Here is a 22,621-nt window from a genome sequence, read left to right as displayed (position 1 = left end):
TGGCCGGCTGTGTGGCCGTATGTGTGGCCATGCGTCTGCGCGCATATGGTCGCTCCCCCCGCCACCGGCCCGGCCGGGCGCTTCTCGCTTCCGGTACTGGCCGTCATCTCCGTCTCGGGACCTCGAACCGCCGCTGGGGCCGTCCCGGCGCCTGGTGGCGGCGGGACGGCCCCGTGAAGCGTGCGGCGGGGTCAGTCCGTGCCGAATTCCATCGCCGCGCGGTCCAGCAGCTCCGCGTCGTCGGAGCTGTCGCCGCGGGACGCGATCGCCTCGGCGCCGCCCTCCGGCATGCTGCCGATCAGGCCGGTCGCGGCGGCCTGGGCGGCGCCGATCGCCGGGTTCGCGGTGCCGATCAGGCCGAGGCCCGCGTACTGCTCCAGCTTGGCGCGGGAGTCGGCGATGTCGAGGTTGCGCATGGTGAGCTGGCCGATCCGGTCCACCGGGCCGAACGCCGAGTCCTCGGTCCGCTCCATGGAGAGCTTGTCCGGGTGGTAGCTGAAGGCCGGCCCTGTCGTGTCGAGGATCGAGTAGTCCTCGCCGCGCCGCAGCCGCAGGGTGACCTCACCGGTGACGGCGGCGCCGACCCAGCGCTGGAGCGACTCGCGGACCATCAGGGCCTGCGGGTCCAGCCAGCGGCCCTCGTACATGAGGCGGCCCAGGCGCCGGCCCTCGTTGTGGTACTGGGCGAGCGTGTCCTCGTTGTGGATCGCGTTCACCAGGCGCTCGTACGCGGCGTGCAGGAGGGCCATGCCGGGCGCCTCGTAGATACCGCGGCTCTTGGCCTCGATGATCCGGTTCTCGATCTGGTCGGACATGCCCAGGCCGTGGCGGCCGCCGATCGCGTTGGCCTCCATCACCAGGTCGACGGGGGAGGCGAACTCCTTGCCGTTGATCGTCACCGGGCGGCCCTGGTCGAAGCCGATCGTGACGTCCTCGGTGGGGATCTCGACCGACGGGTCCCAGAAGCGGACGCCCATGATGGGGTCGACCGTCTCCACACCCGTGTCGAGGTGCTCCAGGGTCTTGGCCTCGTGCGTGGCGCCCCAGATGTTGGCGTCGGTGGAGTACGCCTTCTCCGTGCTGTCGCGGTAGGGCAGCTCGTGGGCGAGCAGCCACTCCGACATCTCCTTGCGGCCGCCGAGCTCGGTCACGAAGTCCGCGTCCAGCCAGGGCTTGTAGATCCGCAGGTTCGGGTTGGCGAGCAGGCCGTAGCGGTAGAACCGCTCGATGTCGTTGCCCTTGAACGTCGAACCGTCGCCCCAGATCTGCACGTCGTCCTCGAGCATCGCGCGGACCAGCAGCGTGCCGGTCACGGCGCGGCCGAGCGGCGTCGTGTTGAAGTAGGCGCGACCGCCCGAGCGGATGTGGAACGCCCCGCAGGTGAGCGCCGCGAGCCCTTCCTCGACGAGCGCCTCGCGGCAGTCGACGAGCCGGGCGACCTCGGCACCGTAGGCCTGCGCACGGCCCGGGACCGAGTCGATGTCGGGCTCGTCGTACTGGCCGATGTTCGCCGTGTAGGTGCAGGGGACGGCGCCCTTGTCACGCATCCACGCGACCGCGACTGAGGTGTCGAGGCCACCCGAGAAGGCGATGCCGACGCGCTCGCCGACGGGAAGAGAGGTGAGGACCTTGGACATAGGAAGAGTATGCATCATCACGCATGATCATGCAAAGGGGGTGTGGTTCTGCCCTTCTCCGAGAGGAGAGCGGGGGGAGAGGGAGGGGGCGGGGAGCGAAGAGGGGGCGGGGAGCGTGCATCGGGGGCGGGGGCCGGGAGCGACCGGGAAGAGACGGGGAGGCCGGGTTCGGCCTCCCCGCCGTTCGCGCTACTCCCCCTCGGCCGGCGGCGTCTTCTTCCGCCGCACGATCACCAGAGCCGCTCCGCCGACGACGACCAGCGCGATGGCGAGGCCCGCGATCACGGGTGTCGCGTTCGAGCTGCCCGTCTCGGCGAGGTCCGCGCCGGTGCCGGTGCCGCCGACGGAGGCCGGGCTCGGCTGCGTCGTCAGCTGCGTGGTGAGCCCGGTGTCGGTGGAGCCGGCCGCGGCCACCGTCCGGCAGTCGAGCACCCCGCGCAGCCGCTTCGCGAAGCCGTGCGGGCCCGTGATGGTGAAGTCGTACGCCTGGTCCTCCTGGAGCGGGATCGTCACCGTCCGCGTGGCCCCGGCCGGAGTCGTGTACTCGGCGCCCATCAGCGTGTAGGTGAACGGTTTGTCGCCCTTGTTCACCGCCGTGATGTCGAGGCCGCCCTTCGCGCAGTTCTTCCGGGCGGACAGCGCGGGCACCGCGCCCTTGTCCGCCCAGTTCACCGTGGCCGTCGCCGCGACCGTGGACTCGCTGGACCCCGCGAGGATCTGCGTCTGGCTACGGGTCTCGGAGGTGAAGGCGCGGCCGACCGGCACGGTCGTCGACGCCTGGACGTCGAGCGCGGCGGAGCCCGGCGCCGCGTCCTGCGGCACGTCGAAGAAGAGCTGACCGCCGTCGGCGGCGGTGGTGACCGGCTTGCCCGCCTTGTCGACGACCGTCACCCCCTGCGCGGCGGCTCCGGCGGGCGGCGCCACCGAGACGGCGTCCGCGTTCGTGTGCACGGTGACCGGGCCCAGCCGCTCGCCCGGCCGCCCGGAGACGGCGCCCGGCGTGAGGGTCAGCGAGGCCCCGGGCTCGGTCAGCGCGCGGGCGCTCTTGTGCAGGTAGTCCGCGAGCTTCTCGGCGGCGGGGCTCACCGCGTCGACGTCGGCCTTGTCCGAGTAGCGCCAGATGGCGACCTGGGTGCCGGCGGCGGCGTCCTGCTCGGTGAGGTTCCCGGCGCCTGCCTTGCGGGCGAGCGCCGCGAGGTCGTTGACCTGGGGGTAGGAGTTCTGCAGGATCCAGCGGATGCGGCCCGCGTCCGCGTTCCCGCCCAGGGACGTGCCGCTCCAGGGAGTCTCCTGGTACTTGGCGTCCGTCTGGGTCGGGTTGTGGATGTCGACGCAGTACGTCTGGAGCATCCCGCCGCCGTCGACGGTCATCCGGAACAGGCCGGCCGAGACCTGCTGATCGCCCCCGTCGTCGTGGATCACGGCGTCCCCGTACGTCTCCAGGCCGCCTATCGTGGCGCTCGCGCCGCCCGGCTCGCCGGCACCGTCGTCCGCGGAGGCCGGTCCGGCGCCGGATATCGTCCCGGCGAGCGCGAGCCCCGACACCAGGGCCGCCGCGGCGAGGCGGGTGACGCCTCGGCCGGCCCGTGAGCACACAGAAAACACGTAATCCCCTTCAGGCAGGACGTGGTGACACATGGGGGGTGGTGTCCCGCCGGTGAAATCGCTGAGTCCTTCGCTGCCCCTGGGCCCGGGTCCCCGGAGTGACGTCCTGGGACCGGGTCCCGAGCATCGCCCCTGGGCCGGGCCGCGGGGGCCGAACCTCTTGAGACTCGTCGAGCTCCTCAGCCCCCTGAAGCCCATCGAGCCACGCCCGGCATCCTAGAGAAACGGCCCATCACGATCCCCGGAGCCGAGTCCCGGCAACCGATCCGAATCGCAATCGTTATCGCCAACACCGGCCCCAGCCTGGGCTTATCGACAAATCACCGGAACGCAGCCGCCGATAAGCCGCACTTCGGTCACGGCGTCTCCGACCGCCGTGCCCCGTCCCTCACCCCGTCCCTCACTCCCGCCGCACCCAGGTCCCCGCCCCCTTCCACGTCACCCCACCGGCTCCTTCTCCGGCACCCGGCCGGGCGCCCCTCCGGGCTTCCTCTTGGGCTTCCCCTCGGGCACCCGCCCGGGCTCCGTCACCGCCCCCTGCACCGCCGCGGGCGCCGGCACCGCCGCGGGCGCCGGCACCGGGTCGATCTCGAACGACACGTCGTCCCGCGGCGGTTGCACGCCGCGTCCCTCCCCGTCCACCGCCCTGACCGGGTCTCCTGAGGCCCTCCGGTGGGCCCGGCGGAACGCCGCCGTACCGCGCGACAGATCGTGTCCGACCGCCGTCGCCGCGATGTCCGCCGACGTCCAGTGCTGGCCGCCCCGCTCCTCGTCCCGGACCTTCAACCGGCCCTGCACGATGACCGGTTCGCCGATGGACACCGATCCCTGCACGTTGGAGCCGAGGGCTCCCTTGGCCCACACCGTGAAGAAGTTCGTGTGCCCGTCCACCCACGCGTTCTGCACCGCGTCGAAGCGCCGGGGCGTCACCGCGAGCCGGAACCGGGCCACCGGCCCCGTCGGCAGCTCCCGGTACACCGGTGTCGTCGCGACGTTCCCCACCACGGTCAGCAGCGTCTCGTTCATGTCGTACGTCCCTCCCCCTCGGCCACGCGTCCGGGCCCACCCCGAACCACGCAGAACACAACGCGTCCGGGCCCACCCCGAACCACGCAGAACACAACGCGCCCGGGCCCACCCCGAACCACGCGGAACACCACGCGCCCCGAGCCGTCCCGAGCCGCGAGACCCAGGCTGCCCGCCCGCCGGGAATCGCGCCGACGCCTGTGTCCTACCGGCCGGTTGTGGAAATCCCCGCCACCCGTACGTACTGCTCCCGTACCTCCCGATACCGCAGCAGCTCCGCCGCGACGGGGTCCAGGACCCGGGCCCTGCCGCATGCCGCGGCCGCGTCCCGCAAGCGGCGTTCCGCCTCCTGCCCGTACCGTCGCGCGGGTCCCTTCGCCGCCAGCCGGCAGGCCCATTCGACGCACGGGCCGCCCACGATCCCGGTCAGCATCATCAGCACCGGCACGCTCAGGTGCGGCGGCACGACGCCGACGATCTGGGCCACCAGCCAGAGCCCGCCGAGCACTTGCAGCACCGTCATCGAGGCCTGGGCGAGCACGGCGACCGGCCACCACCCGGGCCGCGGCGGCCGCCCCCCGCCCGGATACGCCGCGCCGCAGCCCCGGGCACCGTCCTCGTCGGGCAGCCCGGTGTCCGCCGCCAGCTCGTCCAGCGCCTCCGGCAACCCCTCCGCGCCGCGCGCCGCCGCCTCCCGTACGGCCTGGCCCCAGGCGACGGGCAGTCCGCCCGCGGCGGCGTCGCCGACCGCGCGGACCGCGTGCTCGACGCGCTGGCGCGCCGTGGCCTCCTCGTCGGCCTGGGTCCCGGGGGCCTCGACCGGTGCGCCCGGGGCGCGCTGGGCCTCGTACCACCGCCAGAGCCTGAGCCAGGGCGTGCCGCAGGCCTTGTTGGCGCCGCGGGACCAGGCGCGTTCGGCGGCCTGGCCCGCGGCGGCGGCGCCGACCGCGTCGGCGAGCCGGCCGGCGAACTCCTCGCGGGCCGCCTCGCTCAGCCCGGTCTGGCGCCCGGCCCCGTAGACCGGTCGCAGGCGGTCGGCGGCGGCGTCGACGTCGGCGGAGATGCGGCGGGCGGCGGCCCGGCGCTCGGCGGTGAACTGGTCGAGGGCGTCGCGGAGTTCTCCGACGCCCTCGCCGGTCAGGGCGGACAGCGGCAGCACGGTGGCGCCCGGTTCGCCGTGCTCGCCGAGTGCGATGCCGTCCTCGTCGAGGAGGCGCCGCAGATCGTCGAGGACCTGGTGGGCGGCGTCGCCGGGCAGCCGGTCGACCTGGTTGAGGACGACGAACATGACCTCGGCGTGTCCGGCCATCGGCCGCAGGTAGCGCTCGTGCAGCATCGCGTCGGCGTACTTCTCCGGGTCGACGACCCAGATGACCGCGTCGACCAGGGCGAGCACCCGGTCGACCTGCTCGCGGTGGGCGGGGGCGGCCGAGTCGTGGTCGGGCAGGTCGACGAGGACCAGGCCGTCCAGGGGCGCCTCGCCGTGCTGGCGTTGCAGCGGCCTGCGCCGCGAGCGGCCCGGGATGCCGAGCCGGTCGAGCAGGCCTGCCGCGCCGTCGGTCCAGCTGCACGCGATCGGCGCGGACGTGGTGGGGCGGCGCAGTCCGGTCTCCGCGAGGGCCACCCCGGCGAGCGCGTTGAACAGGGTGGACTTGCCGCTTCCGGTGGCTCCGGCGACGGCGACGACGGTGTGCCGGGCGGAGAGCCTGCGCCGTGCCGCGGCCTCGTCCAGGACCCGTCCGGCCTCGGCGAGCGTCTCCGCGTCGAGGCGCGTACGGGACAGGCCGACGAGTTCGCGCAGTGCGTCCAGGCGCGGCTGGAGGTCCCGGTCGCTCTGTACGTCGTACGCGGCCGGGCGCGTCGGTCCGGGCTCGGGGGCGGTGCCGGCCCGGCCTTCGGCGCGGCGGGCGATGAGCCCGTCGTCCCAGGGCCCGGCGCGGCCGGGGCGCGCGGCGCCGGGGAGCCGGGGGCCCGCGCCGTGGGCGCCGGGGTCGAGGGGGCCTGCGCCGGGGTCGAGGGGGCCCGCGTGGTCGGCGTGGTCTGCGTGGTCCGTGACGGCGGTCACCGCCCTCACCTCTCCTTCTGCAGCAGCGACAGGGCCGCGATCAGTTCGGCCTGGGGTTCGGGGCCGACGCCGAGGGTGTCGACCGGCGCGAGGCGGCGTTCGCGTTCCGTGTCGAGGACGGTGTCCAGGTACTCGCCGAGGAGCCGGGTGCCGCGGTCGCGCAGGCGCAGGGCGCCCTGGGCGCCGATCCGCTCGGCGAGGGCTTCGCCGGCGGTCCTGGCCCGCTTCCCGCCGAGCAGGGCGGTGGCGACGAGGGCGGCGACGACCTCGGGATCGGCCGGTGAGGAACCCTGTGCCTCGGCGGCGGCCCGCACCTCGTCCTCGGCGTACTCCTCCAGCACGCGCCGCCAGCGGCGCACGGCCATGCCGATGCGGTGCTCGGCGCCGGCCGGTTCGGGGTCGGGCGCGGCCAGTTCGGGGGCGTCGCCGCCGGGTTCGCGGCGCCAGGCCTCGTCGACGCGTTCGTCGGCGGCGGTCACCGCGCAGAGCAGGAGGGCGCCGAGGCTCTCGACAAGTGCGTCGAGCAGTTCGCCCGCCGAACAGTCCAGGGGGTAGCTGCGCCACCGCTTCAGGGCGTCCCCGGTGAGCACGGCACCTCCTTGCAGCCTGCTGCGTACGCGCGCGTGCTCGCTGTCGTACGCGTCGTCGACGGCGGCGACGATCCGGACGGCGGCCGCGTACTGGGCGGAGACCGCGGCGGCCAGCTCCGGCATCCGGGCCCGCAGGGAGTCGAGGACGCCCCGGGCGGTACGGGCCACGGCGCGGGCCCGGGCGTCGGGGTCCTGGACGCGGTGGGTGAGCCAGGCGCGCAGCGGGGCGACGGCGGTGGCCGGCAGCAGCCCGCCGTCGCCGGTCGACTCGGGCAGCTCGGGCACGGTGAACCGGGGCACCTCGCCGAGGCCGGCCTTGGTGAGCAGGGCTCCGTACTGCCGCGACACCTCGGCGAGGACCTGGTGGGGTACGCGGTCGAGCACGGTGACCAGGGAGGCGTCGTGCTCCTTGGCGGTACGCAGCAGGTGCCAGGGCACGGCGTCCGCGTACCGGGAGGCGGTGGTGACCATGACCCACACGTCGGCGGCGTTGATGAGCCGGGCGGCCAGCATCCGGTTCTCGGCGACGAGGGAGTCGATGTCGGGGGCGTCCAGGAGGGCGAGCCCGCGCGGCAGCGTGTCGGCGGTCTCGATGCGCAGCGCGCGCCCCTCGTCCTCGGGGAGGGCCGCGAGGGCGTCGTCCTCGTCCTGTTCGGCGTCGGTGTCGGTGTCCGCCTGTCGGGGCACCCACACGCGCGTGAGGTCGGGCAGGACGCGCATCCCGGCGAACCAGGGGTGGTCGTCGGGGTGGCAGACGAGGACCGGCGTACGCGTGGTGGGCCTCAGCACGCCCGCTTCGCTCACCACGCGGCCCACGAGCGAGTTGACCAGGGTCGACTTGCCCGCGCCCGTGGAGCCGCCGATCACCGCGAGGAGCGGCGCTTCGGGGGCGCGCAGGCGGGGAACGAGGTAGTCGTCGAGCTGGGCGAGCAACTCACCGCGGTTGACGCGCGCGCGGGGCGCCCCCGTGAGCGGGAGCGGGAAGCGCGCGCCGGCGACACGGTCGCGCAGCACGGTAAGTGCGTCGAGCAGCTGAGGCCGTACGTCCAGAGTCACCACATGCGAAGAATGCCCAATTTTGAAGGCTTTCTGAAGCATATGGCCACTTCTGCGCGCCGATGAGACACCGGTCGGCAGACACGGGGGCCCGAACAAGGCGCCCGATTCCGCACAGGAAGCACACAGCGGGACGGAAGGGGAGGCAGGGGGCGCAGGCATAACGAGTGCACAACACCCGGGGCGGGAGACGCCAAAAGCGATGCGAGATTCGTACCTGCCTGCGATTATCAGGACCGCTTCACTGAACCTCCACATCGAGGCACGGCGGCGAAACGGAGGCGAAGCAGCAAGGAGCGGGACCCGGGAGCCCTATCCTTGACTCCGGCAAGGTCACGGACCTCCCCCATGTGCGTCCGAGCCACCGGCCACACACCGGCCCCCGTAGCTCAGTGGATAGAGCAGGCGCCTTCTAAGCGCTTGGCCGCAGGTTCGAGTCCTGCCGGGGGCGCCTCTCATCGGCCCCACTTCGGTGGGGCCTTTCTGCTGGTCAGGGGCTTGATGCGGGTCTCACCCCCCGATCTGGAGGCAGGGTCGGACATAGCCGGGAGTCCGGCTGGAAACGGTTCCAAACGGTTCGGGCGGGCGTTCCTCCTAAAAACTTCCCGAAGTTCGGGAGGCGATCGCTTGTCACGCAGGCCGCTCGGCGCGGGCGACTGTCCTCTCATCTCTGGACAAAAGGGCATCCGGGTTGAAGTAAGGCTGAATACCGCATCATCCTTGCGGGCATGACGCTCCGATCCCCCGTCGCCGACGCCTTCGACCTGTCCGGGCTGCCGGACTACGCCTTCGACTGGGCGCTGGTGGACGTGGAGACGTCCGGGCTGATCGCTCGCCGGGACCGGGTGCTGTCCGTCACCGTGGTGACCATGGGGCCGGACGGGGAGCCGACGGGCGAGTTCTCCACACTGCTGAATCCGGGGTGCGATCCCGGGCCCGTGCACGTCCATGGGCTGACCTCGGAGCGGCTGCGGAGAGCGCCGACGTTCGACCAGGTCGCCGGGCGGCTCGGGGCGCTGCTTCAGGACCGGGTCCTAGTCGCCCACAACGCCCAGTTCGACTACGACTTCCTGGCGCACGAGTTCGCCCGCGCCCGCCTGTACCTGCCGGTCTCGCGACGCCTGTGCACCCTGGCCCTGAACCGGCAGGTGGACCCGCCCGCGGAGGACATGAAGCTGGGCAGCCTGGCCGTCCACTACGGCGTACCGCAGACCCATGCGCACGACTCGCTGGACGACACACGCGTGCTCGCGGGGATCTTCCGCGCGACCCTGCGGGAGGCGGCCCGGCTCGACCTGCCGCTGCCCTTCGTGTCGTGCCCGCCGCGCCAGGACGTCCAGTTCGCGCCGCAGCCACCCAAGACCCCCTGCGCGTACCGCAATCCCGGGCGGTTCGAGACGGACGGCCCTCTCGTCCAGGGGATGAAGATCGCCATCACGGGGCAGACCGCGACCTCGCGCGCCGAACTGGTCGCACGGTCCGTCGCCGCCGGGCTCAATATGATGTCCTCGGTCAGCCGGCACACCAGCGTCCTCGTCACCAACGAGGCCGCCTCGGGTTCCGCCAAAGCGCGGCGGGCCGCCTCCGAAGGCGTACCGGTCATCGATGAGCACGTCTTCCTTCGGCTGCTCGGTGACGTACGCCCGGGCACGGTCCATCAGGCAGCGCCGAAGGTGGCTGCGCCCGTGGCCGTCCCCGCGCCGCGGCAGGCGGAACTGTGCGACCAGGCGGCGGGCAGACCGCTGGCCGGGCGGCGCGTGCTCGTCCTGGGCGGTCCGCACGACGCCGCTGTCGCCGCACGCACGCGCGTCGTGGAACTCGGTGGCTCCGCTGCCGTGAATCTCTCGCGAAGCGTCACTGACGTACTCCTTCTCGCGGGTGCCGAGAAGGACCGTCGCTTGGCCCGCATCGCCGACCTCGGGCTAGCCGTGCGCGACGAGCACTGGCTCGCTTCCCCAACTCTGGTTATCGACACGCGTGTTCAGCCACGAGTGGCGGACGACGCACCGCTCGTCCTCCCTCGCGGTGGCGTGGTCGACCTGCCCGCGCCGTCGCCCGCCTGGCACGTGACGGCGACCTGGGCCCCTCAGGAGCACTGCGAGATCGACGTCGTCGCCTTCGTACTGGACGAGGACGAACAGGTCACCTTCGACGAGGACTTCGTGTTCTACGGCGCCCCGGAGAACCCGGGCGGCACGGTCCGGCTCCTCACCGACGGACCTGCGGAGCAGACCGTCGTGCTCGACCTCGCCGCCCTGCCACCTGCCTCCCACAAGGTCGTCGTCGCAGCCGCCATCGACGGCGACGTCACCTTCGGAGACATCGGCGCCGTCCAGATCGCCGCAACGCCGGGCAGCGGCGATGCCCCGCTGGCCCACGCCACCCTGGACGCCGCCACCTCCGAACGCACCTTGCTGCTGGCGGAGTTCTACCGCCGCGACTCCGTCTGGCGCTTCCGTGCCGTGGGACAGGGGTACGACCAGGGGCTCGATGCCCTGGCCCGCGGGTACGGCGTCGACATCGCAGACTGAGCCGAAGGCTCGGCCCAGCTCGGCAGCCCGGCGATGGCATGCGAGAGCGTCGCCGCCCTGCTGGATGACCCTTCCTACGATGAGGGCGGAAAGCGTCCGAGCAATTCCACGCAATGTCCCTGCCCGCTCGGCGGGGCCGCAAGGGAGCTGTCGACGCTGCCTGCCATGGCGCTGAGAGGGTCGGCATGCTCCAGCCCTGCCGCGCTCCGCTCCAGATCAGCGCGGAACACGGCCAGAAGTTCACGTCTTGATTTGATCAGCCGCGGAAGTGACTACACTAAAAGCGACATTGCGGACGTCGGCCGTGGCCTCGCAGCGGAAGACCCCGAGGACCTGCATGGGGATGAACCCGCCATAGACGACCGGTCAGCGTTGTGTCATTGTCCAACCACTGGCGCAACAGTCGCCGCCCCGCCCTGCCTGATGAGGCCGGCACACCTCAGGCCTTCCGCTGGCTCCGCCAGATCGCATGGTCCAGCTCCCACGGCGTGCACTTCTTGCGTGCCGCGGCCTCGGCGATGAGCCCGATCGCCTCGGTTGTGGTCACCGGGCGCCGCAGCACTGCCTGCAACCACCGCAGAACCATGCGGTCTGGCTTGATGCGGCCGTCGTCTCCCAGCAGCATCCACAAGTAGGCGAGACGTGCGCCGGAACCGTGCCCGGCAACCCTCGCGAGGTCTCCCTCAACGGCCAGCAGCTTGTCCGTGTCAGCGAGAAGCACATTGGCGTCAGCGAGAGTTTCAGTTCCGTGGGACATAAGGATCTCGGCATACTGACGGGCCGCCTCCACCTTCAGCGGGGCGTCGCGGCTGGCCCGGGTGCGCTGCCTGTTGTGCAGGACCTCAGCGGAGAATGCCGCTCCGCCGTGGGACTGAATGTGCTGTACGAAGTCCTGTAGAGGTTGCTCTTCGGGGACAGGGAGCTGCGCGCTGACTGACAACGGAACCGAGATGCCGGCCCAGGCCGCGTAGCGTAGGCAGGTCGGGACCGTATGCCGCTCGTAGTGGGCGTTGATGGAGAAGACGGCGTCCAGGACACACAGCGAGACATGGGCCCATCGACGGCCTCGCGGTTCAAGGGTCAGATGTCCAGCAGCAACGACTACTCGCTCTGCCTCGTTCAACGATCCCCCCATGTTCGAACGGGCAGCCAGTTTTGCATGGAGCACGGTCGAGCGGCTCAGGTTCGTCTGCACGCGGCGAAACGGGGTCGTGCTGTGCGGAGCGGGCTGCTTTGCTGGGCCGGGTCGGCGACCGTGGGAGGGGTGGCGTGAGCAAGCGGCGGTATGTGGCGCGGGGGGTGCCAGGGGGGTACCGGGTCTGGGACAACAAGGGGCGGCGGTGGTGGGGTGACCTCTATGAGCTCTGTCCCGACGATCTGCTGACCGAGCTGAACGGGCGGGCCGACCCCGAGAATGTCACCGCTCTGCTGAAGCGCTATCGGGCGTTGAAGCGGTAACCGCCGTACCTACCGTCGGCGGCGGCGGATGTACCACGCCCCCGCCGACATGACGAGGACGGCAATGCCGAAGGCCCACAGTGTCGTTGCCGTGCTGCGCGAGGAATAGATCAGGGCAAGCATGCTCGGACGGATACCCCGCGGAGGGGGTGCCATAGGCCGGCCGCAGGTCGTCCCGGGCTGCGCCCCTCCGGGACGGCGCCCGCGCTGTCCGGTCAGGACAGAGCCCCGGTCGCTTCCGGCCCGTGGGGCGGGAGGAGGCCGGGGCCCGGTTGTGGCGGGAGCGTCAGAGTTTGTCCATGTGGGTGTAGGGGCTGCTGATGCGGGCCTGGCGGGAGCCGAAGTCGACGAGCATCGCGACGCCGTTCTCGACGCCGATGATCCTTCCCAGGCCGTACCGGTCGTGCGTGACGCGGTCCCCGAGGGCGAAGTGCTTGGGGGGCGCGGCGGACGGAGCGTTGAAGGGGCTTGTCGGCAGGTGGCGTCGGGGCGCGGAGGGCTTCGTCATCGTGATGCCAGTATGCGCCTCCGCGGCCGCGAAATGTCAGGCCGTAAGGAACCAGTAAGGCAACGAAGCGCGTGCCCGGTGTGCGGGACGCACACGTTCCGTATGCGGGGCGTCCACGTTCCGTCCGCGGTACGCCCACGTTCCCGACGGAGTACGGCCGCCTCTCGAACGGAGTACGCCCACGCACCCGGCCGCAGTCCGCCCACCTCTCGAACGGGATGCGCCCACGTTCCCGATGCGGCCCGCCCACCCTCCGTACGAAGATGATGGGCGTCCGGCGCGGCAGCAGACGGGCCCGCGTCACTTCGCCCACGGGGAGAGCATGAGCAACCACCGAGCCAGCAGTGCCGATCGGAAGTCGGCCGACCCTTCCAGCCCCCACCTAGACCAAGAACTCGTCGACGCCGCCACCCACCTCGCCCGCACCCGCTGCCGCGGCGACCTGCACACCGTTGCCGCCGCCGCCCGTGCCCGGGACGGGCGGATCGTCACCGGGGTCAACGCCTACCACTTCACCGGCGGCCCCTGCGCCGAGCTCGTCGTCATCGGGGCGGCCGCCGCCCAGGGCGCGTACGAGCTGTCCACCATCGTGGCCGTGGGCGACCGGGAGCGGGGCGTCGTCCCGCCGTGCGGGCGGTGCCGGCAAGCGCTGCTCGACTACTTTCCCCGGCTCGATGTCATCGTGCGGACGGACGGCGGGCAGCTGCGGGCCCTGCCCGTACAGGAGCTGCTCCCCGTCTCCTACGTCTGGGCGGACCACCAGCTCGATGACGGCGAGCAGCGACCCGAAGGCGGCGCTGAGCGGCCGGGTCCGGAGTAGTCCACCCCGCGCGCCTCCCACGCGACGCAGCCGCGCCTCACGTCCCGTAGAGCTTCTCGATCTCCGCCTCGTACGCCGCCATCACCGCCTGCCGTTTGATCTTCAGGGAAGGGGTGAGCAGGCCGTTCTCCTCGGTGAACTCGCCCTCCACCAGGGAGAACCGGCGGATGGACTCGGCGCGTGAGACCGCCTCGTTGGCGAAGTCGACGGCCTTCTGCACGGCCGCGACCATCCGCGGGTCGGCGATCACCTCGGAGAGTGGTGTGGTGGCGGGCAGCTTGTGGACGCTGAGCCAGTGGGCGACGGATTCCGGTTCGAGGGTGATCAGCGCGGCGACGTAGGAGCGGTTGTCGCCGACGACGATGCACTGGCCGACCGGCGAGCGGCTGCGCAGCCGGTCCTCCAGGACGGCCGGTGAGACGTTTTTGCCGCCGCTGGTGACGAGGATGTCCTTCTTGCGTCCGGTGATCGTGAGGTAGCCGTCGTCGTCGAGGGCGCCGAGGTCGCCGGTGGCGAACCAGCCGTCCGGGCTGAGCACGTCGGCGGTGGCCGCCGCGTCCTGCCAGTACGCGCCGAACACGATGGGGCCCTTGACCAGCACTTCTCCGTCGTCCGCGATCCGTATCGCGGTGCCGGGGACGGGCAGGCCGACGGTGCCGGGGCGGGGCCGCAGCGGCGGGGTGATGGTGGCCGCCGCCGACGTCTCGGTGAGGCCGTACCCCTCGTAGATGACGATGCCCGCGGTGTAGAAGAAGAGGTTCAGGCCGCGGTCGAGCGGGGAGCCGCCGCTGATCGCGTACCGCAGGCGACCGCCCAGCTCCTTGCGGACGCGGCGGTAGACCAGCAGGTCGTAGAGGCCGGTCGCGAGGGTCAGGCCGAACCCCGGGCCGCGTCCGCCGTCGAGGAACCTCGCCAGGCTGCGTTCACCGAACGTGACCGCGATCCGGTCCGCCCGGTCGAACGACGACCCGCGTCCGATCTTCTCCGCGGTCGCCCGCCCGGTGTCGTGGATCTTCTCGAAGAGGTAGGGCACGCCGACCACGAACGTCGGCCGGAACGAGCGGAGTTCGGGCCGCAGTTCGTCCGGTCTGATGCTCGGGCAGTGGCCGAGCTCGATCCGGGCGAGCAGACACGCCACCTGGATCGTCCGGCCCAGGATGTGCGCGAGGGGCAGGAAGAGCAGGGTGGAGGCGGCCTGGCCCGTGATGGCCTTGAAGATGGGGTGCAGCAGTTCGACGGTGTTCGCCGCTTCCGCGTACAGGTTGCCGTGGGTGAGGACGCAGCCCTTGGGACGGCCGGTGGTGCCGGAGGTGTAGCAGATCGTCGCGACGGTGTCGGGGGTGAGGGCGGCCCGCCGCTCGCTGACCTCCTCGTCCGCGATCTCCCGTCCCAGTGCGGCGAGTTCGGCCAGGGCGCCCGCGTCGAGTTGCCAGGTGCGCGGCCGGTCCGTGGCGGGCAGGGCGGCGAGTCCGGTCCCGGCGGTCGCCTCGTTCGCCGCGTTCTCCACGATCAGCAGCCGGGCGCCCGAGTCCCGTACGATCCACTCGATCTGCTCGGGCGAGGACGTCGCGTAGATCGGTACGGTCTGGCCGCCGGCCGCCCAGATCGCGAAGTCGAGGACCTGCCACTCGTACCGGGTGCGGGACATGAGCGCCACGCGCCCGCCCGGTCGCAGTCCGGCCGCGATCAACCCCTTGGCGGCTGCGGTGACTTCGCGGGCGAACGTGGCGGCGGTGACCGGTTGCCAATCGCCCGCGGCCGAGACCGGAGCCGACGCCGACGCCGTCGGCGAAGCCGATGCCGCTGCCGATACCGATGTCGCTGCCGACGCCGATGCCGACGGCCCGCCCGGGCTCGCGCCCCCGCCCGCCCCCGCCGGCACCTTCCGCCGTACGACCACCGCGTCCGGCGCCTCCGCCGCGTTCACGAACGGGATGTCGGCGGGGGTGGCGGTGTCCGCACGCGGCCCGGCGAGCGGGGCGGTGCGGGCCTCGCGGACCACGCCCCGCTCGTCCCTGACGAGTTCGACCCGCGCGCGGTCCAGGTCGCTGCGGTTCCTGGCCCGCTTCAGATCCTTGCGTACGCCCATGACGGCTCCCGGTCGCGCGGCGGCTGGCAATCGGTGGTGCGGGCGCCAGGTCGGGCGGCGCCCGCCGTACTTACTGGGGAGTCAACTTACTCATGCGTAACAAAAATGCAATGGGTCGGACCCAGGATCGGTCGGTCCCGGTCCCGGACAGCAGGACCGGCAGGACCGGCAGGACTGGCAGGACCGGCAGAACCGGCAGAACCGGCAGGACCGGCAGGACCGGCAGAACCGGCAGGACCGGCAGGACCGGCACGACCGGCACGACCCGCAGGGAGAGGCCGCCTCAGCCCTCCGGCACCCACGCCTCGCCGTCGAGGACGTCCCGCATCCCCACCCACACCATGTTCATCAGCCGCAGCGCGATGCCCTCCGGCGGCTGGCCGGGGTTGCGCTCCATCCAGTCGGTGAGCGAGTCGGCCGCGCCGACCAGCGCGTGCGCGACGAAGTCGGCGTCCTCCGCACCGAGCCGGGCGCCGCGGCCGCTGTCCGAGATGCCCGCCCGGACCAGGCCCGCCACCTCGGCCATGACCGCGCGCCGCGCCTCCGCGACGGCCGCGGCGATCGTCTCGCTCAGCTCCGAGGCCTGGCGGTGCAGGACGACCCAGCTGTCGCGGTGCTCGGCGACGAACGCGAAGAACGCCGAGAGGCCCGCGTACAACCGCAGTTCGGGCGCGGCGCCCGCGCCACGGGCCGCCTCCTGGAACGCCGTGACCAGCCGCTCCGCCTCGCGGCTCAAGCAGGCGAGGAAAAGGCCCTCTTTGGAGTCGAGGTAGAGGTAGACCATCGGCTTGGAAATGCCGGCGAGTTCGGCGATCTCGTCCACCGACGCCGCGTGGTAGCCCCGCTTGGCGAAGACCCGCACCGCCACGTCGATGATCTGCTGCTCACGCACCTGCCGCGGCACGCGCTTGCGCCGCGCCGCCGTGGGCTCCTGAGCCGCTCCCGAAGTCCCCGTCACCCTTGTCAGCCTACCTACGTCGCCGTAACCTTACCAATAAGTAATCTTACCTATTAGTAAGTTCCACCGTCACGGCAGGGAGTGTTCCATGAGCGGTGCCGACGACATCGCGGCCCTCGACTTCGCGAGCGTCACGCCCGAGGAGTTCGCGCGGCTCGTCAAGGGCCTGTCCGCGAAGGAGATCAACGAGATCGCGGCGGACGGCCCCTTGCGCGCCCGCGTCCTGAAGGAGGTCTTCGGGCGCATGGAGCGCCAGTTCAAGCCGGACGTGGCCGGCTCGCTGGAGGCGCTCATCCGGTGGAAGGTCACCGGCCAGGGCGCCACCCCCGAAGCGGTCTACGAGACGAGGATCTCCGGCGGTACCTGCACGGTCACCGAGGGCCGCTCGGAGGCGGAGCCGCGCGTCACGCTCGTCATGGGCGACGCCGACTTCCTGAAGCTGGTGTCGGGCAACTCCTCGCCCGTCACGATGTTCATGCTGCGCAAGGTGAAGATCGCGGGTGACGTCGCGCTCGCGGCCGGTCTGACCCGCTATTTCGACATCCCGAAGGCCTGAGGGGCGGCGACGAGATGGCTTTCTCCCTCGAACTCGACCAGGAGCAGCGCGATCTGCGCGACTGGGTGCACGGCTTCGCCGTCGACGTGGTGCGGCCCGCCGCCGCCGAGTGGGACGAACGCGAGGAGACCCCCTGGCCCGTGATCAGGGAGGCCGCGAAGATCGGTCTCTACGGGTTCGAGTCCCTGGCCGAACTCTTCGGTGACCCCAGCGGCATCTCGCTGCAGATCGCCAACGAGGAGCTGTTCTGGGGCGACGCCGGCATCGGCATGGCCCTGTTCGGCACCTCGCTCGCGGTCGCCGGGATCTTCTCGTCCGGCACCCCCGACCAGCTGGCCGAGTGGGTGCCGCAGTGCTTCGGCGACGAGGCGGACCCGAAGGTCGCCGCGTTCTGCGTCTCGGAGCCGCAGGCCGGTTCGGACGTCGCCGCGATGCGGACGCGGGCCCGCTACGACGAGGCGAAGGACGAGTGGGTGATCAGCGGCCAGAAGGCCTGGATCACCAACGGCGGCATCGCGAACGTGCACGTGGTCGTCGCCTCCGTCGACCCGGAGCTGGGTTCGCGCGGGCAGGCGGCGTTCATCGTGCCGCCCGGCACGGCGGGCCTCGAAGGCGCGAAGAAGATACGGAAGCTGGGGCTGCGGGCCTCGCACACCGCCGACGTGTTCCTCGACGACGTCCGCGTGCCCGGGCACTGCCTGCTCGGCGGCAAGGAGAAGCTGGACGCGCGGCTCGCCCGGGCCCGCGAGGGCTCCCGGCCGGGTGCGGCCCAGGGCGCGCGCGGCAGCGGCCGGGGGCAGGCCGCCATGTCGACGTTCGAGGTGAGCCGGCCGACGGTGGGCGCGCAGGCGCTCGGCATCGCGCGGGCGGCGTACGAGTACGCGCTGGAGTACGCGGGCGACCGGGAGGCGTTCGGCCGCCCGATCATCGAGAACCAGGCGATCGCGTTCGCCCTCGCGGATCTGCGCACCGAGATCGAGGCGTGCCGGCTGCTGATCTGGCAGGCGTCCTGGATGGCCCGCAACGACAAGGTCTTCGACGCCGGGCAGGGCTCCATGTCGAAGCTGCGGGCCGGTGAACTCGCCGTCGCCGCGAGCGAGAAGGCGATCCAGGTGCTCGGCGGGGCCGGGTACAGCCGGGAGCATCCGGTGGAACGGATGTACCGGGACGCGAAGATCTACACGATTTTCGAGGGCACCAGCGAGATCCAGCGTCTGGTCATCGCCCGGGCGATCTCGGGGCGGCAGATCCGCTGACGCGGGAGCGGACGAGGCCCTCCGGGGACGCGGAGCCGAACCCGGGGGGCGTAGCCGAACCCGGGGGCCGTCCGACAGGGCCTCCTACGACACCACGTCCTTGCCCCCGAACCCGCGGAACGCCAGCGCGAACAGCACCACCGCGTACGCCACCGACACCGCCGCCCCCTGGATCATGCCGCCCCACTCCGGCTGCGCCTGGATCAGGTCGGCCCAGGCGAACTGCCAGTGCGCGGGCAGGAAGTCGCGCCAGTGGCCGAGCGCGGTGACCGCGTCCAGCACATTCCCGACGATGGTCAGGAAGACCGCGCCGCCCACCGCGCCCAGTGGATTGTCCGTCTTCGTCGACAGCCAGAACGCCAGTGCGGCGGTGACCAGTTGCGAGACGAAGAGGTACGCGACCACGACGAGCAGCCGCTGCGCCGCCGTCCCGGCCGACAGCGCCCCGCCGGTCGGGATCTCCAGCGGCCCCCAGCCGTACGCGACCGCGCCCACCCCGAGCGCCACGACCGGCAGCAGCACCATCGCGGCGAGGCTGAGCCCGAGCGCGACGGTCAGCTTGGACCAGAGCAGGCGGGCGCGGGGCACGGGGGCGGCGAGCAGATAGCGCAGGCTCGACCAGTTCGCCTCGGAGGCCACCGTGTCGCCGCAGAACAGGGCGACGGGGATGACGAGCAGGAACCCGGCGGACACGAACACGCACGTCGCCGCGAAGTTGGCGCCCGACGCGGTCGCCGTGTCCATCAGCGTCACCCGGCCGTCGCGGCCTTCCGGCTGCCCGCCGATGGCGAACGCGGCGACGAGCACGAACGGCAGCAGCGCGAGCACCGCCCCCATGACGAGCGTGCGCCGCCGCTTCACCTGCCGGGCGAGCTCGACCCGCAGCGGCAGCGTCCGCCCGGGCCGGTACCCGTCGGCGCGGCCGGCGACGGGCGGGGTGGGCAGGGTCGTCCCGGTGCCGCTCATGCGGAACCTCCGATCAGCGTCAGGAACGCGTCTTCGAGCCGCCGGTGCGGGCCCAGCGACTTCACCGGTACGTCCAGCCGGACGAGGTCGGCCAGCAGCCGGGCGGCGGGGTCGGTGCCGGGCGGGGCGGGATCGGTGGATGCCGGGACCGGGACGGCCGGCACCGGGCCGACCGCCGAGGTCGCTTCCGCAACCGGCGTCCGGCCTACCGCCGGGGTCGTTTCCGCAACCGGCGTCCGGCCGATCGCCGAGGTCGCTTCCGCAACCGGCGCCAGCCGAACGAGTAGCCCCTCGTCCGCCCGGGCCACCGACTCCACCCCCTCCAGCGCCGCCACCTTCTCCACGAGCGGGTCGGAGATTTCGCCCGCCAGGCCGACGAGCACGGTGTCGCCGGAGCCGACGATGTCCGCGACGCGGCCCGCCTGCACGAGGCGCCCGCGGTCCATCACGACGAGGTGCGTGCAGGACTGCTCGACCTCGGCCAGCAGGTGGCTGGAGACAATGACGGTGCGGCCACCGCGCGCGTACCGGATCATCACCTCGCGCATCTCGCGGATCTGCGGCGGGTCGAGCCCGTTCGTCGGCTCGTCGAGGATGAGCAGGTCCGGCAGGCCGAGCATGGCCTGCGCGATGGCGAGCCGCTGCCGCATGCCCTGCGAGTAGGTGCGCACCGCGCGGGCGAGCGCGTCGCCGAGCCCGGCGATCTCCAGCGCCTCGTCCAGGTGCGCGTCGCCGGGCGGGCGGCCGGTGGCCCGCCAGTACAGCTCCAGGTTCTCCCGCCCCGACAGGTGCGGGAGGAAGCCCGCGCCCTCGACGAAGGCGCCGACCCGGGAGAGGACGGGCGCGCCGGGCCGGACCGCCTGGCCAAAGACGCGGATCTCGCCCGCGTCGGGCCCGATGAGTCCCATGAGCATGCGCAGGGTCGTCGTCTTGCCCGCCCCGTTCGGCCCGAGCAGGCCGAGGACCTGGCCCTGCTCGACGCGGAAGGACAGGTCGCGGACCGCGTACCGGTCGGTCGACTTCGCGTACCGCTTGCTCAAGCCGGTGATCTGGAGCGGGACATCGGCCAGGGCCGGGTCCGGTGCGGGCGCCGCCGTGCGCCTGCGGGCGGTGAGCAGCAGCGCCGCCGCGACGACGACCGCGCCGAGCGGCAGCCACCACACCCAGCCGGGCAGGGGCGCGGACGCGGTCTCGACGCCGGGCGCGGTCGGCAGGCTCAGCCCGCCGGTGACCGAGACCTGGTACGTGGCGGCCTTGGCCGGGGACGCGTAGCCGAGGTCGGTCGCGGACAGCACGAGCCGCAGTGTGTGGCCCTTCTGCACCTGGTGGTCGATGGCCGGGAGCGTGAACGTGACGTCCTTGCCGGCGCCGCCCGCGCCCGTCACCCGTACCGGCGTGACCAGTTGGGAGGGGAGCACCTGGCGGGCCCCGCCGGGCCCGGCGTCGTACACCTTGGCGAAGACGACGGCGGTGCCGGTGGAGGACTTCACGTGTGCGGTGGCCGTCGGGGTGCCGGTGATGCGTACGGACTTCTTCAGCGGCGCCGAGTCGAAGCGGGCGAACTGGCCGGGGAAGTCGAGCGCGAGCCCGGCGCCGAGGGACGACGACAGCTGGGAGGCGCCGCCGAGGCCCGGTACCGAGGAGATGGCCGGCGGGGAGCCGCCCGGCGGGTTCTGGAACGTCTCGGTGGCGGACTTCAGCGGCACGGACACCCGGTCCTCGCCGCGCAGCCCGGGGTACCGGTCGCCGCTCGCGCCGCGCACGGTGGCCGCGCCGTCCGTGGAGTCGACGCCGCCGGTGCGGGTGACGCGGAACGCGGGCCCCGTGTCGACGTCCTTGTCCTTGAGGTACCGGTCGAACCAGGAGGTCACGCGGCCCGCGGTGCGGTCCGTCTCCATGTCGCCGCCGTCGTGGCCGCCCGCGATCCAGTCGACGTCGACGGGGGCGCCGTTGGCCTTGATGTGCCGGGCGATGGCGTCGGACTGGCTCAGCGGGAAGAGGGAGTCGTTCTGGCCCTGGGAGATGAGCGTGGGCACCTTGATGCGGTCGCCGACGGCCGACGGGCTGCGCTCCTCCAGGAGCTTGCGGGCCTGTGCGTCCGGTTTCCCGGCGACGGCGACCCGCTGGTACATGTCGCACAGCTCCTTCTCGAAGCGGCCGCAGTGCAGCCCTGCCTCGCTGGAGCGGGCGCCGATCTCCGCGGAACCGGTAGTGAAGAAGATGCCGGTCCACAGCTTCTTGAAGACGTTGTCGGGGAAGAGCGCGTCCGCCAGGTTCCAGTACGTGATCTGCGGGGCGATCGCGTCGACCCGCTTGTCGTACGCGGCGGCGAGCAGCGAGACCGCGCCGCCGTACGAGGCGCCGGTGACGCCCACGCGCGGGTCGCCCGCCTTGTCGAGCCGCACCTCGGGGCGGGTCGCCAGCCAGTCGATGAGCCGGGAGACGTCGGCGACCTCGCCGCGGCGGTCGTTGAGCCCGATCTTGCCGGTGGAGCCGCCGAAGCCGCGCGCCGACCAGGTGAGCACGGCGTACCCGTGCCGGGCGAGCTTCTCGGCCTCGCCCTGCACGTCGGCCTTGCTGCCGCCGAAGCCGTGGGCGAGCAGGACGGCGGGCCGTCTGTCGTGGGGGTCACCGGAAGTGAAGTACGAGGTCTTGATCCGGACGCCGCCGCCCATCGGCATCGTCCGGTCCTGCCGGTGCACCGCGGGCCCGCCCCCGGAGGACGCGGCCGCGGCGACGGACCAGGTCCCCGCCCCCACGAGCACCACCAGGACCGCCGCGACGGCGAACCACCGCCGCGGCTTCCCGCGTACTCGCTCGCGCCATGCGCCCATACGTAGATCCATGCGTCAACGGTAGGCGCCCCCACCGACAGTCACGGCACCCCCCGGGGGGAACCCAGGGGCCTCCTGGGGTAGTACGGTCCGCGCGCGGTGTACCGCGGGCGCGGTACGCGGGTGCGGTGTTCCTCCGCGCCTGCTCCTCACGGCACAACTCTCCGTGTCCACCCGGCACCCCAACGGAGCGCCGCCCCCTCAGGAACCGACGTAACGCCGACCGGTCACACCCGGGTCTCACGTCACTTTTCGTCAGCGTAGGCGGTGAGTTTGGAAATAGAGGCTGTTGACGCCGTCGCCTGAAGGTTGACCCCAGGAGCCATCACGCTCACATTCACACCGCTCTCACCGTTCTCGCGAGACAGGATCACGTCAGCCAGGATCTCATTCTCGAAACCAGTCAATGAAACGGAACGAAGGCCGCTGAACGAGATCTCGATTTGAACGGTGTTGAATCTCTGGACCGACCATTTCCTTGGCGGCTGCTCAGGGTACTCCGCCAAGTCGAGTCGGAGCTTCAATGTAGGGCCCTCGATCTGCAGAGTCATCTCATGTACGTGAACTCCACGCAGATCCGGCGGCTCACCCTGAAAGACGGAGTTGATCCCCTCAGGGTTGCGCAGCGCTGACGTCCACCGCATGCCAACTCGATTCTGTAAATCG

At 72.2% G+C, this 22,621-nt stretch carries 17 protein-coding genes and 1 tRNA gene; 6 read left to right on the top strand and 12 right to left on the bottom strand.

What is annotated here, in order from left to right; all coding sequences use genetic code 11:
- Positions 1 to 191: 191 nt before the first annotated feature.
- From argG to ACIBW6_RS13200, 5 genes are all read right to left on the bottom strand, one after another.
- A complete protein-coding gene (argG, locus tag ACIBW6_RS13220) occupies positions 192 to 1,637 on the bottom strand; it encodes an argininosuccinate synthase (RefSeq protein ID WP_399059380.1) in 1,446 nt (481 codons plus the stop codon).
- Between the two features lie 189 nt (positions 1,638 to 1,826).
- Positions 1,827 to 3,275, bottom strand: coding sequence for a TQXA domain-containing protein (locus ACIBW6_RS13215; RefSeq protein WP_399059379.1), 1,449 nt, complete (start codon positions 3,273 to 3,275; stop codon positions 1,827 to 1,829).
- Between the two features lie 405 nt (positions 3,276 to 3,680).
- Complete coding sequence (locus ACIBW6_RS13210) at positions 3,681 to 4,268, bottom strand: single-stranded DNA-binding protein (protein WP_399059378.1); 588 nt, start codon at positions 4,266 to 4,268, stop codon at positions 3,681 to 3,683.
- Positions 4,269 to 4,473: 205 nt separating this feature from the next.
- On the bottom strand, positions 4,474 to 6,333 hold the full coding sequence (locus tag ACIBW6_RS13205; protein ID WP_399059377.1) for a GTPase: 1,860 nt from the start codon (positions 6,331 to 6,333) through the stop codon (positions 4,474 to 4,476).
- 5 nt (positions 6,334 to 6,338) lie between these two features.
- Positions 6,339 to 7,982 (bottom strand): dynamin family protein, encoded by a 1,644-nt coding sequence (locus ACIBW6_RS13200; protein ID WP_399059376.1) that lies wholly within the window; start codon positions 7,980 to 7,982, stop codon positions 6,339 to 6,341.
- 375 nt (positions 7,983 to 8,357) lie between these two features.
- On the opposite strand from ACIBW6_RS13200, the gene ACIBW6_RS13195 reads away from it, so the two are divergent.
- Together ACIBW6_RS13195 and ACIBW6_RS13190 are read left to right on the top strand one after the other, a co-directional pair.
- Positions 8,358 to 8,430 (top strand) — tRNA-Arg (locus tag ACIBW6_RS13195).
- Positions 8,431 to 8,707: 277 nt separating this feature from the next.
- Positions 8,708 to 10,510 carry a TerD family protein gene (locus ACIBW6_RS13190; protein WP_399059375.1) on the top strand — a complete coding sequence of 601 codons (1,803 nt, stop codon included), beginning with the start codon at positions 8,708 to 8,710 and terminating at the stop codon, positions 10,508 to 10,510.
- A 439-nt stretch (positions 10,511 to 10,949) separates the two neighbouring features.
- Here the strand turns inward: ACIBW6_RS13190 and ACIBW6_RS13185 are convergent, their stop codons facing one another.
- A complete protein-coding gene (locus ACIBW6_RS13185; RefSeq protein ID WP_399059374.1) occupies positions 10,950 to 11,705 on the bottom strand; it encodes a hypothetical protein in 756 nt (251 codons plus the stop codon).
- A gap of 74 nt (positions 11,706 to 11,779) precedes the next feature.
- Here ACIBW6_RS13185 and ACIBW6_RS13180 point away from each other — a divergent pair, with 74 nt between their 5' ends.
- Positions 11,780 to 11,968 (top strand): hypothetical protein, encoded by a 189-nt coding sequence (locus ACIBW6_RS13180; protein WP_399059373.1) that lies wholly within the window; start codon positions 11,780 to 11,782, stop codon positions 11,966 to 11,968.
- 286 nt (positions 11,969 to 12,254) lie between these two features.
- On the opposite strand, the gene ACIBW6_RS13175 is transcribed toward ACIBW6_RS13180, so the two are convergent.
- Positions 12,255 to 12,476, bottom strand: a complete 222-nt coding sequence (locus tag ACIBW6_RS13175) for a hypothetical protein (protein WP_324776050.1) — start codon at positions 12,474 to 12,476, stop codon at positions 12,255 to 12,257.
- A gap of 322 nt (positions 12,477 to 12,798) precedes the next feature.
- Here ACIBW6_RS13175 and ACIBW6_RS13170 point away from each other — a divergent pair, with 322 nt between their 5' ends.
- Positions 12,799 to 13,296: a cytidine deaminase family protein gene (locus ACIBW6_RS13170; protein ID WP_399059372.1), complete on the top strand. Its 498-nt coding sequence runs from the start codon at positions 12,799 to 12,801 to the stop codon at positions 13,294 to 13,296.
- Between the two features lie 37 nt (positions 13,297 to 13,333).
- Here ACIBW6_RS13170 and ACIBW6_RS13165 read toward each other — a convergent pair whose 3' ends face one another.
- Together ACIBW6_RS13165 and ACIBW6_RS13160 are read right to left on the bottom strand one after the other, a co-directional pair.
- Entirely contained in the window at positions 13,334 to 15,385 is a 2,052-nt protein-coding gene (locus ACIBW6_RS13165) for an AMP-dependent synthetase/ligase (protein ID WP_399059371.1), read from the bottom strand.
- Positions 15,386 to 15,668: 283 nt separating this feature from the next.
- Positions 15,669 to 16,343, bottom strand: a complete 675-nt coding sequence (locus tag ACIBW6_RS13160; RefSeq protein ID WP_399059370.1) for a TetR/AcrR family transcriptional regulator — start codon at positions 16,341 to 16,343, stop codon at positions 15,669 to 15,671.
- Between the two features lie 88 nt (positions 16,344 to 16,431).
- Here ACIBW6_RS13160 and ACIBW6_RS13155 point away from each other — a divergent pair, with 88 nt between their 5' ends.
- Together ACIBW6_RS13155 and ACIBW6_RS13150 are read left to right on the top strand one after the other, a co-directional pair.
- Positions 16,432 to 16,899 carry an SCP2 sterol-binding domain-containing protein gene (locus tag ACIBW6_RS13155; protein ID WP_399059369.1) on the top strand — a complete coding sequence of 156 codons (468 nt, stop codon included), beginning with the start codon at positions 16,432 to 16,434 and terminating at the stop codon, positions 16,897 to 16,899.
- 14 nt (positions 16,900 to 16,913) lie between these two features.
- Positions 16,914 to 18,155: an acyl-CoA dehydrogenase family protein gene (locus tag ACIBW6_RS13150; RefSeq protein ID WP_399059368.1), complete on the top strand. Its 1,242-nt coding sequence runs from the start codon at positions 16,914 to 16,916 to the stop codon at positions 18,153 to 18,155.
- An 84-nt stretch (positions 18,156 to 18,239) separates the two neighbouring features.
- On the opposite strand, the gene ACIBW6_RS13145 is transcribed toward ACIBW6_RS13150, so the two are convergent.
- The 3 genes from ACIBW6_RS13145 to ACIBW6_RS13135 all read right to left on the bottom strand — a co-directional run bounded on the left by ACIBW6_RS13145 (position 18,240) and on the right by ACIBW6_RS13135 (position 22,599).
- Positions 18,240 to 19,121: an ABC transporter permease gene (locus ACIBW6_RS13145; RefSeq protein WP_399059367.1), complete on the bottom strand. Its 882-nt coding sequence runs from the start codon at positions 19,119 to 19,121 to the stop codon at positions 18,240 to 18,242.
- Complete coding sequence (locus tag ACIBW6_RS13140; protein ID WP_399059366.1) at positions 19,118 to 21,967, bottom strand: alpha/beta fold hydrolase; 2,850 nt, start codon at positions 21,965 to 21,967, stop codon at positions 19,118 to 19,120. Before ACIBW6_RS13140 ends, ACIBW6_RS13145 begins: the two co-directional genes overlap by 4 nt.
- A gap of 233 nt (positions 21,968 to 22,200) precedes the next feature.
- A complete protein-coding gene (locus ACIBW6_RS13135; RefSeq protein WP_399059365.1) occupies positions 22,201 to 22,599 on the bottom strand; it encodes an Imm50 family immunity protein in 399 nt (132 codons plus the stop codon).
- Positions 22,600 to 22,621 lie beyond the last annotated feature (22 nt).

Source organism: Streptomyces sp. NPDC049813, from assembly GCF_044465085.1.
GTDB lineage: Bacteria > Actinomycetota > Actinomycetes > Streptomycetales > Streptomycetaceae > Streptomyces.
Note: the sequence above shows the minus strand (reverse complement) of the source record. Positions and strands in the feature narration are given on the sequence as shown.